The 17,045-nt window shown below is 60.8% G+C and carries 12 protein-coding genes and 1 tRNA gene; 1 reads left to right on the top strand and 12 read right to left on the bottom strand.

Translation table 11 applies throughout. The features are described 5' to 3' along the window. Positions 1 to 1,419: chemotaxis protein CheA (locus tag QZ294_RS09420; RefSeq protein ID WP_297049400.1), on the top strand; the 1,419-nt coding region annotated here is incomplete at its 5' end. Positions 1,420 to 1,693: 274 nt separating this feature from the next. On the opposite strand, the gene QZ294_RS09415 is transcribed toward QZ294_RS09420, so the two are convergent. From QZ294_RS09415 to QZ294_RS09360, 12 genes are all read right to left on the bottom strand, one after another. Next, positions 1,694 to 2,389 (bottom strand): hypothetical protein, encoded by a 696-nt coding sequence (locus tag QZ294_RS09415; RefSeq protein WP_297049397.1) that lies wholly within the window; start codon positions 2,387 to 2,389, stop codon positions 1,694 to 1,696. Then, positions 2,386 to 2,589: a hypothetical protein gene (locus tag QZ294_RS09410; RefSeq protein ID WP_297049394.1), complete on the bottom strand. Its 204-nt coding sequence runs from the start codon at positions 2,587 to 2,589 to the stop codon at positions 2,386 to 2,388. The genes QZ294_RS09415 and QZ294_RS09410 overlap by 4 nt, the downstream gene beginning before the upstream one ends. A 40-nt stretch (positions 2,590 to 2,629) precedes the next feature. Next, positions 2,630 to 5,542 (bottom strand): tetratricopeptide repeat protein, encoded by a 2,913-nt coding sequence (locus QZ294_RS09405; RefSeq protein ID WP_297049390.1) that lies wholly within the window; start codon positions 5,540 to 5,542, stop codon positions 2,630 to 2,632. A gap of 23 nt (positions 5,543 to 5,565) precedes the next feature. Then, positions 5,566 to 6,558 carry an endo alpha-1,4 polygalactosaminidase gene (locus QZ294_RS09400; protein ID WP_297049387.1) on the bottom strand — a complete coding sequence of 331 codons (993 nt, stop codon included), beginning with the start codon at positions 6,556 to 6,558 and terminating at the stop codon, positions 5,566 to 5,568. 11 nt (positions 6,559 to 6,569) lie between these two features. Then, a complete protein-coding gene (pelG, locus tag QZ294_RS09395) occupies positions 6,570 to 7,958 on the bottom strand; it encodes an exopolysaccharide Pel transporter PelG (RefSeq protein ID WP_297049384.1) in 1,389 nt (462 codons plus the stop codon). Further along, positions 7,958 to 9,583, bottom strand: a complete 1,626-nt coding sequence (pelF, locus tag QZ294_RS09390) for a GT4 family glycosyltransferase PelF (protein ID WP_297049381.1) — start codon at positions 9,581 to 9,583, stop codon at positions 7,958 to 7,960. The genes pelG and pelF overlap by 1 nt, the downstream gene beginning before the upstream one ends. A gap of 8 nt (positions 9,584 to 9,591) precedes the next feature. Beyond that, positions 9,592 to 11,496: a HEAT repeat domain-containing protein gene (locus tag QZ294_RS09385; RefSeq protein ID WP_297049379.1), complete on the bottom strand. Its 1,905-nt coding sequence runs from the start codon at positions 11,494 to 11,496 to the stop codon at positions 9,592 to 9,594. Further along, positions 11,493 to 12,605 (bottom strand): hypothetical protein, encoded by a 1,113-nt coding sequence (locus QZ294_RS09380; protein WP_297049377.1) that lies wholly within the window; start codon positions 12,603 to 12,605, stop codon positions 11,493 to 11,495. The genes QZ294_RS09385 and QZ294_RS09380 overlap by 4 nt, the downstream gene beginning before the upstream one ends. Further along, a complete protein-coding gene (locus tag QZ294_RS09375; protein WP_297049375.1) occupies positions 12,602 to 13,936 on the bottom strand; it encodes a hypothetical protein in 1,335 nt (444 codons plus the stop codon). Before QZ294_RS09375 ends, QZ294_RS09380 begins: the two co-directional genes overlap by 4 nt. A gap of 61 nt (positions 13,937 to 13,997) precedes the next feature. Beyond that, complete coding sequence (locus QZ294_RS09370) at positions 13,998 to 14,594, bottom strand: hypothetical protein (protein ID WP_297049372.1); 597 nt, start codon at positions 14,592 to 14,594, stop codon at positions 13,998 to 14,000. A gap of 194 nt (positions 14,595 to 14,788) precedes the next feature. Beyond that, positions 14,789 to 16,282 (bottom strand): hypothetical protein, encoded by a 1,494-nt coding sequence (locus QZ294_RS09365; protein ID WP_297049369.1) that lies wholly within the window; start codon positions 16,280 to 16,282, stop codon positions 14,789 to 14,791. 662 nt (positions 16,283 to 16,944) lie between these two features. Beyond that, positions 16,945 to 17,039, bottom strand: a tRNA-Ser gene (locus QZ294_RS09360). Between the last annotated feature and the right edge of the window lie 6 nt (positions 17,040 to 17,045).

The raw sequence follows: 17,045 nt of genomic DNA, 5'->3' as shown, positions 1-17,045 counted from the left end.
GCCCCCGCGCCCAAGGCGGCGCCTGCCCCGGCCCCCCAGCAGGCTCCCGCCGCGCCCGCCGCAAAGCAGGCTCCCGCCGCAGCGGCTGCGGCGCCAGCGGCCAACGGCAAGGCAGCGGCGGCTCCGGCCAACAACAAGGCCGCGGCCCCCGGCGGCGATCACAAGAGTTCCTCCACCATCCGCGTGGATCACGAACGGCTCGATCATCTCATGAACCTCATCGGCGAGCTGATCATCAACCGCAACCGCTACACGCTGATCGCCCGTTCGCTTGAAGGCAGCGAAGACAGCATCAACGTGGCCGAGGTGGCGCAGAGCCTTTCCGAGACCACGTACGCCATGGCGCGCATTTCCGATGACCTTCAGGATACCATCATGAAGGTCCGCATGGTGCCCGTCTCTTCCGTCTTTTCCCGCTTCCCCCGACTTGTGCGCGACCTTTCGCGCAAAAGCGGCAAAGAGGTGGATCTCATCATGGAGGGCGAAGAGACGGAACTGGACAAAAGCGTGGTCGAGGTCATCGGCGACCCGCTTGTCCACCTTATCCGCAACTCCGTGGACCACGGCATCGAACCCGAGGAGCAGCGTCTTGCACAAGGCAAGCCGGCCAAGGGCAAGGTGACCCTGCGCGCCTTCCACAAGGGCAACTCCGTCGCCATCGAGATCGAGGATGACGGCAAGGGCATCGACCCCAACAAGATGCGCGAAGTCGCCATCAAGAAGGGCATCATTTCGCCGGAAGAGGCTGCCCAGTTGGACGACAGGGAGGCCATTGAACTGATTTTCGCCCCCGGCTTCTCCTCTGCCGAAAAGATTACGGATATCTCCGGCCGCGGCGTTGGCATGGATGTGGTGCGGACCAATATCAAGAACCTCAAGGGCAGCGTCAATACCTACTCCGAGGTCGGCAAGGGCACGCGTTTCACCCTGAGCCTGCCGCTGACGCTCGCCATCATCGACGCGCTCATGGTCAATGTTTCCGGCCAGATGTATGCCATCCCGCTGGATGCCGTCTCTGAGACCACAAAGATCGAGACCGTGCGCCTTACGGATGTCAAAGGTCGCAAGGCCGTGACATTGCGCGGGGAAGTGCTCGGCATCGTTGAGCTTTCGGAAATGCTCGGTCTGCCCCGTTCAACAGAGACCCTGCCGGAAGTCCTTTCCGTGGTCGTCATCCACGACAATGAACGCCGCCTTGGCCTGGTGGTGGATGAACTGCTGGAGCGCCAGGAGATCGTCATCAAGCCGCTCGGCGCCTATCTGGGAGACCTCAAGGGCATTTCCGGCGCCACCATCATGGGCGATGGTTCGGTCATCCTGATCCTGGACCCGCACGAGATCTATCTCATGTCCACGTCCAAGGCGGCCAGTATCAGCCCCATGGACCAGAACAAGCAGCAGCCGCAATTGGTGAAATAACGTCCGCAATCAGGAATCCGCAAAAAGGGGGGACATAGGTCCCCCCCTTTTTGCGTGTCGCGCCCCTCTTCAGGGAAAGTTTGCCTCGTACAGGAAAAGGCGGATTTTTGCCCCCCTTTCTCTTTCGTCTGTCCAAGTAATCACGTTCACATGATGAAACAGACGGAAAACGCGAGACACCTTCGCAGAGCTTGACGCCGCTCTGCTGGCGATCCGGCGCGGCATGGTACATCAAAATTTCGAGTCCATCATGCCTGGCGCGCTGGAGGCTTCTTCATATCCCCCAGACGATGTCCACGCCGGGATCGACTTCGATTCTTGCCGCGGGATCGTCCCGCGAAACATAGATCCCCGGCCCCTCGCCGCCCGCTTTCCAGACAGTTGCGTCGAGAACGACCTTGTCATCCTCGACGCGTATCCCGCGCACTCCTTCCAGGGGGTCCATGTCGTCCAGGACCAGCAGGACCTCGATGTTCGCCACAGTCCCTTTTTCCTTCAGCGACCGCAGGGACGGCGCTCCCGGGCCGGCCACGAGGATGTCGATGCCAGAGCCGCCGTCAATGAATCTGTCCGCGGGATCATACATGATGCAGTCATTGCCGGACCCGGCGAAGACGATGTCGCTCCCCGGGCCGGCGTCGATGGCGTCGTTGCCTCCCTGCGCAAAGATGATGTCGTTCCCGGCGCCCCCATGTATGACATCGGCAGTGTCGTCCGGTCCCTCGATGCCGTTTTTGCCTTCGAGCATGCGGCCGATCTCGATGAGTTCCCTGTTGTCCAGCGCCCGCAGGCTCGCGGGGAGTCCGCCGTCCCCCAGGATGCCCTTGCCCGGGAATTGGCCGAGATCGCCAAAAATAACGTCATCACGGTCAGTGCCCCTGACGATGTCGCGGGTCTCTGCCGGCGCCGGAGAGGCCGTGAGGAGGGCCGCAAGCAGTATTCCCGCCCCGGCAGCACGTTTGCAGCTCATTGCTTGCTCCCATCGGGGTTGCAAGGGGTGAAAAGGCATTTTCCCTTCCCTTCTCTTTCGGGCAGGTGGTCCAGATCCTTGAAAAGAAGCTCCGGAGTCGGATTCCCGGGGTCGTCCATCGTTTCCAAAAGGTCTTCCAGTTCGTTTGCGGGCTGCCCGTTTTCTTGCCGGAATTGCAGGATGTTCGCTTTTGTGTTCATGCTTCCGGACCGCTCAGGTGCGGGAAAAATGGGCGAGACATCAGCGTTTGCCCGCATCGAGCCAGCTTTTTTGCGCGGACCAGAATTTTTTTTGCGCGTGCTGCACAACGGCAAGCTCGCGCAAGAGTTCGGGATCGCGCGGCGCGATGCCCAGGGCGTCACGCAGGCACGCCTCGGCGCGCGCATACTCTTTTTCGCGGATGAAGCTCGCCGCGAGCAGCCGCCGTGTGGGAAGATGCTGCGGAAACTCCCGCATGGACTGCCGCAAAACCTTTTTCGCTTCTCCGGGCCTGTCCGCCTCCATGAGAGCCTGCGCATAGTCGCACAGGAGCGCGGGGCTTCTTTCCGCATCCCGCGTCAGGTCCGCATAGACGCGAAGTGCCTCCCTGAGCCGGCCTGTCCGCCGCAGCGCGAGGGCCAGCAGCGCTTTTTCCCCGGCATCGGCATCGTCCCGGACACGTGCGCGGATACTTTCGTAATGGCGTTTTCCCCGGGACGGACGCACCTCGGCCAGCGCGGCCCGCGCCCAGAGATTTTCCGGATCGCGTTCCAGCAATCCTTCCAAAAGGCGCGCGGCTGCGGCGGTCTTTCCCTCCCGGCGGAGCAGGTCCGCAAGCCCGAGGACGGCGCGGGCATTCGCGGGTTCCCTTGCCAGGGAAAGCTGAAAAAAATGCCGCGCGCGTTCGGGGCTGCCGCTTCTGTCACAGGCCACAGCCAGGGCCGCCACGCTTTCCGCCGGCAGTCGCTTGCTGATTTCCGGGTCTTGCCTCCGGGCCTGCTGGAAAACCCGCATGGCCTGCCCGTAACGGCCCATGTCCACAAGGATGAGAAGCCGGCGTCCCGTCAATGGGACATTGTGGGGATGGAGGGCTTCCGCCGCGTCGAGAAGGCGCAACGCGCCCTGATGATCACCGTTCCAGTACCGAAGATCGATGGCGTCGTTCCAGTGGGCCAGTTGCCCGGTCAGATGCGCGCGCTTTTCCATGAGGTCGAACTGCCGCTTCCGATCGCCAAGAAACCCCCAGGCGTCCGCGAGCTGGCTCAACGTCGCGGGAGTTTCGGGCAGCCGCGCGCGTTCCATGCGTTTCAGGACGGCCAGGACCTGCTGCCTGTCCCTGAGCGCCGTGAACACATACAAAAGACGCGGCAGCATCTCCGGTTCGGCGGACCCCAGAGCCTTGAGCGCGTTTCGCGCGGCGCTGTCCCGTCCCGCGCCGGGAGGCACGGTCGCAAACGCCTCTCTCGCGCCCTTTTCCCGCTTCGGCTGCCGCAACGTCGCCACCTGCGCTTCGGCCACGCCCAGATACTCGCGTGGCGTGGCAAGCCCCCTGCTTTCCAGCGCCTGCAGGAGTTCTTCCGCCTCGCGCAGGTCCCGTGTCTCCAGCGCGCGAAAGAACAGATTGAACGCCAGGGCGTCGTTCCAGCCTTGCGCGAGGCTTTTGCGGGCCAGGGCGTCAGCGTGCCGCTGTTTCTCCGCGCGCTGTGGATATTCCTTGGGCAGGGCGGCGGCCACGGTCTGGGATTGCAACGCCAGCGCCAGGAGGTCGGCGTCATTTTCCACACGCGCTTCCGCCTCGCGCAAACGTTGCCAGCTTGTCTCATAGTCGCGCAGATGCTGCGCGGCGCGGGCGATACCCAGCAAGGTCCGCACGTCTGGTCCACTGTTTTCGGCAATGCTGTTCCAGGCATCCAGCATGGCGCGCCAGTCACCGCTCCGTTCCGCAAGGTCCGCCGCCAAATGGGCGTTGGCGCGTTCGGCGGGCGGCAATACTTCCCTATGCCGGGCAAAGAGCGTTTTTGCCTGCTCCAGCCAGAAGCGCGAACGCTCCCTCGCGGTTTGCGGGTTGCCCCGGAAGGGCGTTTCTCCTGCGTTGTCTTCAGATGCCGCGTCGTAAACGTCCGAAAGGCGCAGACACGCATAGATCAGGTTCCGCAGGACTTCGGGTTCCGGAGGCGTGGACCGGGCGCGCAGGTCGGCGATCTCCCTGGAGATGGGCTGTTCCTCCCCGCGTTTGGCGGCTTCCAGCAGCAACGCGGACCGGACGGCCTGCGTCTGGGAGCGAAGGGCCTCCCGTGCGTCGGGCGGGAACGTGTGCGCCCGCGCGGCCAGTTTTTCGAGCAGGGCCTGCGCGTTCTCCAGATCGTTCTGGCGATACAGTATGGAGACCAGCGCAAGCGAGTCGGCCACTGTGGCGTCTTCGCGGGCGATCAGTTGCTCAAGGATGCCTTGCGCCGCCTTGTACTCCTGATGTGTGCGATACAGCTCGTACAGCGCTTCCAGATACTCGCGCCCGAGCGGCCTGGGGAGCCTTTCCGCGGCCCGGAGCGCCGCCGGCAGATCTCCCGCCCGGGCGCGGTTGCGGAAATAGCGGGCAATGAGTTCCTCATCCCCGGGGGCATGGTGCAGCGCCTGTTCCAGCGCCTCTTTCTCGCCCTGCGTATCGTTGCGCTCCGCGCGCCACAAGGCCAGGGTCCGCCAGGCTTCCGCCCTGTCGGCAGCGTCCTCATGCCCTGCGAAAAGCGCTGTTTCGGCAAGTTCGTCTTCGGAAATGTCATGGTAGCCCTGGGCAAGGCTGCGCCAAAACTCCCTGTCGCGCTCATGGGGCGGCAGGGTACGGGCCGCGGCGAGCGGATCGTTCTCGGCCAGCAGAACGATCGCCAGCCGGCGTTTCCATTGGATATTGCCCGGATCGCGCTGCAAGACCTCCTGCACGATCTCTTTCGCGCGCCGGGTTTCTCCCAGCGCTTCCAGGGTATCGACAAGCTTTGCCGCTGACGCAAGATCAGTGGGATCGCGCTGATACTGTTTCGTTAATAATTCTTCAGCGCGTCTCAGCTTTCTGTTGTCCAGATACATGGCGACCCATGTCGTTTCATTGGGCATGGACAGCCACGCGATTGCGCCTGTCACCAGAACGAAAGCCAACAGCGCGCCAAGATACGATTTTTTCATACAGGTATCCTAGACAAAGAACGTCACTCGGCCCCCGACAAGGCGCTCTCGGGCTGTTTTGTCGAAGGGAGGCGCATCAACTGACGCTCCGCCATATAGGGATGATCCCCCGCGTGTTGTACCGCCTCACGCACGCGTTGCCGCGTGACCGCGTCGTCGGGGGCGACATATTCCAGCGCCAGGACGGGAAGACCCGCGCCGCGAAGGCGCAAAAGCCTGGGGCGGAGCCATGCCCGGTCCTGTGGCGAAATCTGCTCATAAAAAACGGAGCCATCTTCGTTGGTTCGCCATCGGGACACTGTGCTTTCGCAGACAACGGCGTCGAGGCAGTCGGCGGTGTCCGCGGCGGTTTCAAGGGCGCCGTTCGCAATGAGCGCGGCCTCCGGAAAACGACGACGCAAGCGCCTGATGATATTCGCGACCGCGTCCCTGGACCCGGCGTATGCCGCCGGGTCCCTGTTTTCCAGGTATTCGCCGATATCGGCATTATCCAGCAGAAAGCCGTCATAGCCTGCCGCCAGAAGCGCCGGGGCGATGGTGTCGACCAGCAGGTCGCTCCATTCCGGGCTGCGCGGGTCTATCCTGCGCGCGTCGGGCCAGTCGGGATTTTCTTCAAGGAGCCAGGGCTTATCCCGGACAAGCGGCCAGAACCAGCGGCTTTGGGAAATTTCGCCGATGCTCATGTAGGCCAGGCACATCCGGTCGCCCTTGTCCTCCTTTGTGACGGGGCCGAGGGCATCCGCTTCAAGAATGAGCAGGTCGTACCCGGAAAGCGCGAGGACTTCCCGATCCTGTCCGTAATAGCAAAGCCATGTGATATGGCGTGGCTCTTCTGAGCCGAAAAGTCTGGAGTAAAGATTTTTCTGCATATATGGTGTTTCCAGTGCTTCATGGGCATCAGGAGAAACCTCTCCTGTTCCAGATGCGGAAAATGCGTTTGCTGCAACCGCAAGAATACCGCACAGGACTGAAGCAAGAAATTTGATGTCAATGTCTCTGCGCGCTTTGGCAGCCACCAGTCTCATGCTCAAACGCCCATTTGCTGCTTGGCGAATGTTTCAAATTCCAGACGGTCCAGTGCGCGTTCAAACATGATGACCCCGGCTGCGAGCGAGAGCAGCAGGGCAAACAGGTACCCCAGGCCAAGATATTCGTCTCCCTGGAGGATGCTCAGCCAGGTGAAGGCCGCATTGCAGCAACAGAAGAGCGTTGAAAGCAGGAGAGCGCGGACCTGCCAGTCAAAATACAGAAAGAAGATGAGCAGAAACAGAAGGAGCGCCTGCAGAAACGCCGCCAGAAGCCCCCACCGCAATGTGGGCACATCAGCCGATGACAGGCCGAGGAAGCCCGCGAACCAGGGCGCAAGGACGATCAGAACGAGGGTGATGATCCCCTGCGAGGCCAGCAGGCGCTCTGCGGAGAGTTTCAGGCTGTCGCCGATTTTTTGCTTGCCGTATTCAATGGCTGCAATATCCCCCCCGCATGTGACGGCATTGAAATACACGCTGTAGTTCCTGTAAAAAGACGTCTCCACACGGAGCAGAAAGACGGCCATGGCCGGAATGGTGGTCAGATAGGCAAAAAAGAGGCAGGTATCGTAGGTCTCCGCGCAGCGGAACCAGCCGATGACCTCGCGCCCCAGAGGGCTGTGCCAGACAAGGAATTTGTCGATCCATATGCCGAGATTGAAGACGAAGCCGAGGGCCGCGAGCCGGCGTTTTTTCCATAAAAAGGCGATGAGCGTGCGCTCGCAGGGGCTGTAGGAAGGAAATTCGCAAAAAATGCGCCAGCTCAGCCAGATGGCAAGCAAAAACTGCCCCAGGCCGTAGCCGGCGAGTACCCCGGTCAACGCAAAATACCTGTAGCCAAGAACGGCCAGGATGACGCCCACCGCATTGGCGCCGCAGAAGCCCCCCACGATCTGGCCGTAGCCCTTGGCGGCGGAAAGGAAAACCATGGCGAGCCAGGTAAGCGACAGGCTCTGGAACATCAGGAACGCGGCAAACGCCTCCGCCGCGGGCAAGCCGGAAAAGGCGAACCATGGCCCGGCGCACACCAGGCCCAAAACCAGGACCATCGAGGCGGAAGACAGAAAGGCGGGCAGGATCCCTTCCATTTCGGAGGCATAAAGACGGTCGGAAATATAGCGCGAGACTCCCTGGTGGATCGTGCCGCCAAGCAGGATGGAACCCGCATACACATATGTGGTGACGGTACCGAAGATATCGACGGGATTCGCGGCCTCGCCCTGCGCGCCGGGATCGGCGGCCATGAACGCCCCTATGCCCATGAGGCTCAACATGGAGAGCATCCACGGGCCGGAGGCGATGATCGCCGAATACCCGTATGCCGCGGCAAGGGAACCGTAACTGTTTGAGGCAAGGATGCGCTGGAGGCGAAAACCGATACCTGCCATCAGTGGACTCCGTGCGGCAGCGTCCGCGCATCGTCCGTCGCGCGGGCGTGTCGGGGTTTTTTGGCCGCAAAAATATACGTCTCGTATATATCCCGGTACTGGCGCATGATCTTTTCCAGATCATAATACCGCAGCGCGCGCTCCCGACCTGTCAGGCCGTATCTGTACAGTGCGTCAGGATCGCGCGCGAAGCGGGCAAGTTCGGAGGCGGTCGCTTCGGGATCGCCCACCGGCGTGATCCGGCCGCTTGGTCCCAGCGCCCTGTCGTCCTTGCCGATGCCGGTGAGGATTTCCCTGCACGCGCCCACATCCGTGGCGACAACAGGCAGGCCCGCGCAATTGGCTTCCAGGACGACATAGGGAAAGCCTTCGCTGGCGCTGGTGAGCAACAGCACATCCATTTCGGCATACACCTTGTCCAGATCGCGGCGAGGACCCACAAAAAAGACCTTGCTGTGGAGATCGAGTTTTTCCAGAAGATCGAGACATTCCGCGACATATTCAGGCTCTTCATCAAGGGGACCGACAACGGTGGTCCGGAACGGAACATCCCAGGCGGACAGCAGCGACATGGCGCGCAACAGGGTCTTTATGTCCTTGATGCTCACGACGCGACCCACAAAGCCCACCCGAAGCGGTTCACCCGGCGCTTTTCGCTGCCGGGGGATGTTCCTGAAGGTATCCGTAATGATCCCGTTGGGAATGATCTCCACCTTGTCCCGCGGAGCGCCTTCGCTGATCTGGATCTCTCCGTTGCCCCGATAGAGGGAAATGATTTTTGAGGCGTTGTCATACGCGGCATGGGAAAGGGACTGGAAGAGCGCCATCCAGCGCTCACGGAACCAGTTCCGCGAGCGTTCGAGCTGCAAAAAGCGGCTTTCGCCGGAGGAGGAAAGCCAGTCCACCTTTGCCAGCTCGATGCGCCGTTCGCGGGAATAGATGCCATGCTCCGTCAGGATGAGCGGCCGCCCGGACTCATATGCCGCGCGCGCCCCCAGAAGCCCCGCGTAGCCTGTGCATGCGGCGTGATAGACGCGCGCCTTTGGCAATGATGCGCGCAAGACATTGAAGATGGGCATGTACTGCGCGCGAAAACTCCAGAAATAATCCAGGAAGCTCAAGCCCGGGATGCCGATCTCGTGATACAGCCGTTTGATCACCTCCCAGGCGGAATAGCTGTGCGCCATTGTCTCAATGAATTCCTCGTCGCTCTCAAAACCCTGCACCAGCGCGGAAATATCGCCCATCTCAAGGCTTCCGCCGGTGCTCAACGCGCGATATACGCTCAGGAGCGCTTCTTCCTTTTCCCTGGTCAGCGCGTGGCTGCTGATGATCTCTTTCCCCAGTCGGGGTCTTGCATAGTCAAAAAGGAAGACATCCTGCAGATTTTCCAGATTTGCCAGTCCGCTGAAGGCGGAATCGAAGATGAACGCATCGCTGATCCCCACAAGATTCTTGGGAAGATCATACCGGATCTGACGTTGCGTCTTGCGGGAGGCGGAGATGTTGAGGACGCTGAACTTCAGGTCCGGCATCGATTCGATGATCTGGGCGATCCAGGTGGAGACGCCGCCCATGACGTACGGAAAGGTTCCTTCCGTGATTATGCAGACATCCGAATTCATGCCGATCTCTACGGGGCCAGGATAAGCTCCCTGGTCAACTCCAGGGCGGCCTTGCGAACTGCGGGATCCTTGGACGTGAAGGCCACGTCCGCCATGGCGTTGAGGCTGCGAAGATCCTGGAGGCGTGTGAGGATGCGGATGCCGGCAAGCGCGTCCGCAGGGGTGGCTTCAGCAAAAAAAGCCTGAAGATCCGGGCGGTTCGATGCGCGCTCCTGCTCCGGCAATGCGCTCCATGCTTCAAGGAGAAATATCTGGTCCGCGCAGTTCGCCATGGCTGTTACGAGCGCTGCCGGGGCGAGAAGGGCCATGGCGTGCAGCGCGTCCTTCGCGCGTGGCGCGCCGGTCCTGGCCCAGTGGGCCACAGTGCGGAAAAGCTGCGCGGCCCCCTCGCCGGGGCAGGACGCTTCCGTCGCCGCCTGCGCCAGAAGACCGGCCGCCGTGGGCGGAGCGCCCAGAAAAAGGTCCGCCAGGGCGCCCCCCCTGTTCCGCAGCATCTCGGCGACTGCGCGCGTGACCCGCGGGTCTTCCCCGGCGGCTGCCAGGCACTCCCAGACACGCGTGCGCGTTGGCGCATCCAGACCGGAAACATGGGTGAGGATCGTGGCGGCCGGGATATGCAGGGTCGTGTCCGGCTCGTTGAGGACGCGCACGGCCAGAGTTTCGACCTCCGGGGCAACGGGAGAGGTGCGCGCAAAAAGCGCCAGCCGGTCCATGATCACGCGCCTGGTTTCAGCATCCCGGACATCGTCAAAAAGAGCGGCGAATCGCCGCAGGTCGTCTTCTTCCGCAACATCCGCCAGGGCATGGAAAAACGCGGGCGAACAGATGTTTTCCCCATGTTGCTTGGCGATGAGCGCGTCCCATGTTCCCGGGATGCCCCCCTTGCTCATGGCCTGCGCCAGGGCGCTTACGACCGGGATGCGCCGCTCGGTTTTCAGCCGGTTCATCAGGATATCCCTGACGAGGCGCGCGTCCAGGCCGCCGAGCATCTCGGCGGCCAGTTCCGCGACCCGCATGTCCGCATCATCGAGATTGCGCGCAAGGATCTCGGCGAACGCCTGCGAATGTTTCCGGCTCAATGACATGCGCGCGGTTTTGGCGACAACGGCGTCCCGGTCATCAACGGCGCGCAGGACGGCCTTGATCGCTTCCAGATCGTCATAGCCGCTCAGGGACTCCGCCGCGGCCACGCGCAGGGTATGCTCCGCTCCGGGAGAACGCAGGGCCTCAAGCAGGACGGCGCGGCCCTTCCCGCTTGCCGCGCGGGCCAGGACCCCCGCGGCAAGCCTGCGCGTCTGTTCATTCTGGGAAGCATCCTGAAGAAGGGCCAGAAGGTCATCGATCAGTGAGGGCGAGGTCACGCCCAGACGCGCGACCGCCCCCAGGGCCGCGAAGCGCACCTCCCTGTCGCCGCTGCGCAAAAGGGGAACGACGTTGAGGCCCAGGCGCTTGAAATCGCCGCGGGAAATGGCGTCAAGGGCGGCGCGCTGGACCCGGGTATCGCGATCCCCCAGCGCCCGTTTCAGGAGCGGTTCCGCCTGCGCGCCGGAATTGCCCAGCATTTCGCAGGTCCTTGCGCGCACTTCCGGTTTTGTGGATGCGATCAGCCGGTTGGCGAGAAAGGTCCGTGCAAGGGATGAAGTTTTTTCCATGGACCGGAAGGCGATCTGCATCAACTCGGGGTCCTTTTCCGCGAAATCTCCCAGTATTTCCAGCAAAGGCACGGCCTGGGCATCCGAGAGCGCGTAACAGACATCGACCATTTCCGAGGAATGCAGGCCCATGACAAACAGGCGAAATCCCGCAAGCTCGCCGGCGCTCCAGGCGAGTTCGACCTCCCGCAGCTTTTCCTGCCGCCGGGCGCGAACGGTTCCCCGCAGCTCGCGGACAAGTTCCACAAATGCGTCTTTCACAGATCCACCGTGAATGGGGTTGGAAGATGCGGGCCTGCCGACGCCGGTGCTGCTTTCGCTTCACCCGTCGTTTCCGGGAGCCAGAAATCCAGGACCGACAGCATGTTGGGGGGAATTTCCCCATGTTCGCGGGCGGACCGGAGGTCCTCCCGCAGGCGCGCGTGGTTGCCGAGCGCATGCCAGGCTTCAGCGCGCCAGAGATACCCCAGACTGCGCGAGGGGTTTCTTTCGATATGCCGGCTGAAGCAGTTCGCCGCGCTCTCGCCATCGTTCAGCGCAAGCTTTACCCTGCCCAGCAGGATCAGGGCTTCATCCCTTTTCCTGGGGTCTGTTGCAGGGCGGTCAAGCGCGTTCCGCAACAGTGTTTCCGCCCTGTGAAGATATTCCGCGCGTCTTTCCCCTGTGGCAAATCGATAATAAATGAAATCGATATACGTCGTTGCCGTTTTCAACAGCAGCTCTTCAGGCGCCTGGCCTTCGCCGTCGTGTCTGATCTTGTCCTCAAGCTCGCCAAGCTGGGCAAGCATTTTGTCTTCCATCTGCGTCATGGCAGTCATTGCGAAAAAATAGGCTTCACGGCCGGCGGACGACACCGCTTTTCGCAAAATCTCGAATGCCGCCTGTGTTTCCATCTCTGCCAGATATTCTATGGCTATCCTCTGCTCCGCATCCGACACGGGATTGGACAGCACATCACTCAGGGAAACGGGTTCCGCGGGCGTGGAACGCGCCGCGACCGGCACGCTCTCCCTGTAGGAGGCGGCGTCATTCAGATATGCGGCGTACTCTTCCAGCAGCCTTCCCGACCGCGGCTTTTTCATGGTCTCCAGAAGAAAATAGGCCGCGCTTCCCCCAAAGAGCGGCATCGTGAACGCCACGATCCACGGAAAGAAATGCGCGCCGAGCCGGCGCCTGTCCGCAACGGCTCCCGCGTAGCCGCCCGTTATGGCGGCCAGGAAATGCGCCACCATGATGCCAGGAAGGTATTGCGTCATGATGGCGAACGAGCCGGCAATGGCGGCGCACAGGGAGAGCGCCCCCAGAAGCAGCCCCAGAGCGCGCAGGCGGCGCTCCCTGCCGGCCACGCGCATGTCCGCCACCGGGATCATGCGCGCGCCTCCCGGCGCATGTCGGCAAAGAGCCGCGCGAAAACGGCATCGCCCTTCAGCGTGCCATCACACGCATGGATGCTCCAGGCGAGTTCGTACACCGCCTGGTTCCGCGCATCCCGCAACTCCAGCATTTCAAGGTTGGATTCGATCTTCTTCAAAACGATCGCGGCTCCGCGCTCGTCGCACTGAGGCAGAACGATGACGAACGCCCGTTCGTTCCGGAACCAGGCAAGCCCGTCACTGAAGCGGATACACGCCCGGATCGAACAGGAAAGCGCGGTCTCGAGCCGGGATCGCGTCTTTTCGCGATGGCCGGTGATCGAACATGCCAGCAGGGAAAGCGGCGTCTTGTGCCGCACGGCAAGCGCTGTTTCCTCGTTCACCCTGCGGCGAAGATAGGTTTCGCTGACAAGACCGGATTCCGTATCCAGTGCCGCCTGGCGCCGCAATATTTCCCGGTTCCGCAACGCCTCCAGCACAAGGCCGGCCTGCTCCGCCAGCAGGCCGATCCGCAGGGCGAGATCCCGCGTCAGGCGGACGAAAGGGCACCCCGCAAGCGCGACGACCAGCCGTTCCGATTCGGCATCCCGGACAAGCGCGGCCAGGTCCGCCCCCGGGGGGACGTCGCTCTTGCGTGACCAGTCCGCGGCGCTGAGTACTTTGTGATTTTTGCCAACGGCCACGGCAATCGCCGGAACATCTCCCCCGGACCGTCCGCAGACAAGGCGGTGGTCTCCCTGGGAAATGCGCCAGATGCCGCAGCTCTCGGCACGGCTTTCCTCGCGCAGCAGGCTCTCAAGCGCACGCAGGAGATCTTCTTCAGAAGTTGCCCTGCCCAGTCTTTTGAAACTGTCATGCAGGGTCAGAAGCGTTGCGCCCTGTCCGGCGATGCGCTTTTCCATGGCGATCCGGCTTCGCTCAAGCTCCGTCCGCTGTATCTCGCAGGAATCCAGCTGCGCGGCCAGGGACAGGGCCTTGTCCCTGAAATGTTCCATCCTCCTGGTCTGGCTCTCGCCGAGCGCGCCCAGATAGACGCCAAACAGCAGAAACAGTCCCGGCTCTATCAGGAGCGAGGGTTGGCGATGCAGCATATCCTGCCAGAGATGGCCCTGTTCGGACATGCACCACAAATATATGGCTGCCGCCGCAAGGCCACAGACGAATCCGGCAAGGGAGCCACGCCGGGGCGCAATGAGCAGGACGAGCAGCCAGAGGGGGGAAGGCTCCCCGGTGAGCAGCCTCCCTCCAACGACGGAATACTCAAGGACCATCAGGAGGACGGCCAGAGGGATCAGTTCCCTGAGAAAGGCCCAGCGTTGCAATTTCATGGCGCTACAACAGGATGCGTGTCTTCGCTGCAAGAGGAAAAACCGCCCGATGCATGCGGGGCTACCTCTGCCCGCTCATGCCGGACCCCGGGTATTGCGGAGCCGCGGAGGCTGCGCGCGCAGGCAACAGGTGATTTTCCAGGAAACTGTTCAGAGAGCCGGCGAGATCCTTGCAGAGCACCAGGGTCAAACGCGAGAGGCTGTCTTCCTGAAACCAGTTTCCCCCGCCAGTGGCGGTCCGCGTGGCACTCCACACAACGGCGCCGCTTGACGCCTCTATCAGCCGTGCGGTCACGCCGATGACCGGCGTCTCGCCAACGCCGGCCTTGTAGGTGTACTCCGTCACCCTGCCGGTCAAAATATATGGCGCCCCCAGCAGGGCACCGGCCTCCCGGGGCGATATGGCTTCGCTCTCCCGGTCCGCCAGGCGCGCGACGACCTGCTCGGGTGGCATGACGGCAGAGTTGCCAAGCGCATACAACTGGTTGGTCAAAACATCGGAAACGATCATTCCGGAACCGCGCGCTTCGGAAACACTGTGGAACGGCAGGACCGCAAGCTGTATCTTTGGGCTGGTTCCCGGCGTTTCAGCGGCCTGGTCTGTCCCGTAGCGGCTCGCGCAGCCTCCGGCAAATGCGCCAAGCGCGATGATGAGCAAAATCCAGGCAAGATGACCTCGATGCATAGCTGTCTCCCGTTATGGCACCGCGCCGGCGAGGGTCCGGCAAGCGGTCTAGAACATTTTCCCAAGGAACATCCCACAACCGCGAAGCGGGGACGCCGTGGGATACGTTGCGCTTCCTGCAAGAACTCCGCAGCAGGTCTTTTCTCCGTTGTTCAGAAAGAAAAAACCTAAAAGGCGTAGTTTATGCCAAAGGAAATTGCCGTCTCCTCGCCACCGGAACTTTCAAGCGTTGTATTGGTCTTCATATACGATGCTCCAGCCCATATCCGCAGATTCGGAGTTGCCACCACGATCAACCGCCCGTTCACTCCGGCAAGTTCGCCAAATTGCAGGTCGCGATCAGGGTCGCGGCCAAGAAACCCTTCCGCGGTCAGCCCAAAATGCGGGGAAAAGGCATATTGAAGGGAAAGCCCCACCTCCTGCGCGAAGACTTCGGGCACAGGATTGAGCGCATCAAATCCGTCAGGCTTGAAATAGCGTTGGAAATCCACCTGGAGGAAAATCCCCAGTTCGGAGCCGACCAGATATTCGTTCCATAACCTGTCATCGCGGAACCCATATCCCATATAGGCTCCATCGCGCCGGAGCAGTCGATAACAGGCTCTGGCATTGATCGCATAGCGATTGCCGGCGTACTGCTCTCCGCTCCGTGCGCCCGCGCCAAGCTCGAGTTCCTCGTAATATGCGCGGCTATTGAGCGTCAGCCTGTCCGTGAAGGGGAGCGTGATGGCGAGGGCAGCGCCGTGTTTCCTCCCGTCTTCAACGATGGTGTAATAGCCTTCATCCCAGGGACGCCACGCGAATACTTCTGCGGAAAGATCCGCGCCCTTTCGCCATGCCTGTGACATTCCAGCCGTTATGCCCAGGCCTTCCCCTTCCGCATCGCCAAAGTTCAGGTAGGGCGTGAGCGCAAACCACGGCCGGAAACTCCTGCCCGGATTCATTCCAAAACGCAGGTCCAGTGACTCCCGCCCCGCGCTGTGGCTTCCGTGCTTTAATGCGAAAAAACTCAAATGCCCGAAAGCAGCTCCCTCCCAGACTTCCGTAAGCGGCATCATGACAGCGACGATATGACGGCTTCCGCTCTCTTCCTCTGCATCGATGAAGGCGTTCTGGTATGCCGCTTCCGGTCCGTAAAGGGTACGCATGCGCGTACCCACGAGCCGCGCCCTGCGCTTCAGTGCGGCATCCTCTTCGCGCAAGGTCCCGGAGGGGATTTCACCGGTCAGGGAGCCTATATGCCGCTCCGGCTTCGCGCTGTCGTGGAGGTCTTCGCGCGCTTCCGCGAGGGGAACATGCAGCATTCGCGCAGGGGATTCCTGGCCGGTAACTGTCGCGAGGGTCCCTGTGCCGGTCAGCCACGGTTTTTCGACAGAGAGAACATCGTCCGCCTGAGCTTCATGTGCCAAGGACACATTTCGCCCGGGGACGCACAGGGCGATGCCAAGAACAAGGATGCCAGGGCAGACGCGCATGATCACCCCACGCGCAAGTGTCTGCAGTGCAGATGTGGAGACAGCAATTTCCATATCTGCAGTTGATTCGCTTCTGCTGTTCACTCGTTGCCATATACTGAGGAGCGCCTTCAGAGCAGACGACTTCATTGACAAGTTTTTACTTGTCGATGTATATGTATTTATTTCTGCAATCATGGTGTTCATGATGGCATTTTCCCAGTGCAATAAGTTTTGATTGAAAAAACTTAATTATCTACATAACTATTTAAAATATTTATCGAATACAAATTACCTCTATATAACGTATATATATTCGCCATCATTATTCCTGGAATCTTCTGAAAATATGAGTCGCATCCCATTCCATTCCAGCATACCTCGGCATATCATATCCCGGTATGGGATTCTGGACTGCCCGCGTCCGGAGGAGTCCAGAACATGGCGTGCAGTCAACGACTCCACGGCCGGAAAACTTCTTCCAGATTGTCAGGCACACTGTCGATTTTTGGGAGATTTAAATTAAAAACAGGATGTAATCTATTGAAATTATACTTGTTATCATAAATTTGAGAATACCGGGAAATTTTAGTTTCTCATGAAATCTTGCCCAAATTTGCTATTTCCTATATTGATTTCAACAACACATCGACAGTGTGCCTGTTGATTTCTGCCATTTGCCCTAGACCAGAGTGCCGGGCCGCAGAAATGCATATGGGGAACCTGATTCCGGAAGCATACGCTGAAAGTTGACAGACAAAAGGCGGTTTTTCTTTGTTCTTGTTACCCGTCATTGGACAAAACGAAGGCCGGGAATCGTTGAAAACAAACGATTCCCGGCCTTCGCTGGTGCTTTTTGCACAAAATTCTGGCGGAGAGGGAGGGATTTGAACCCTCGATACAGGTTTAAGCCCGTATACTCGCTTAGCAGGCGAGCTCCTTCGGCCGACTCGGACACCTCTCCAGAAAT

It is taken from the genome of uncultured Desulfovibrio sp. (assembly GCF_910584445.1).
GTDB lineage: Bacteria > Desulfobacterota > Desulfovibrionia > Desulfovibrionales > Desulfovibrionaceae > Desulfovibrio.
Note: the sequence above shows the minus strand (reverse complement) of the source record. Positions and strands in the feature narration are given on the sequence as shown.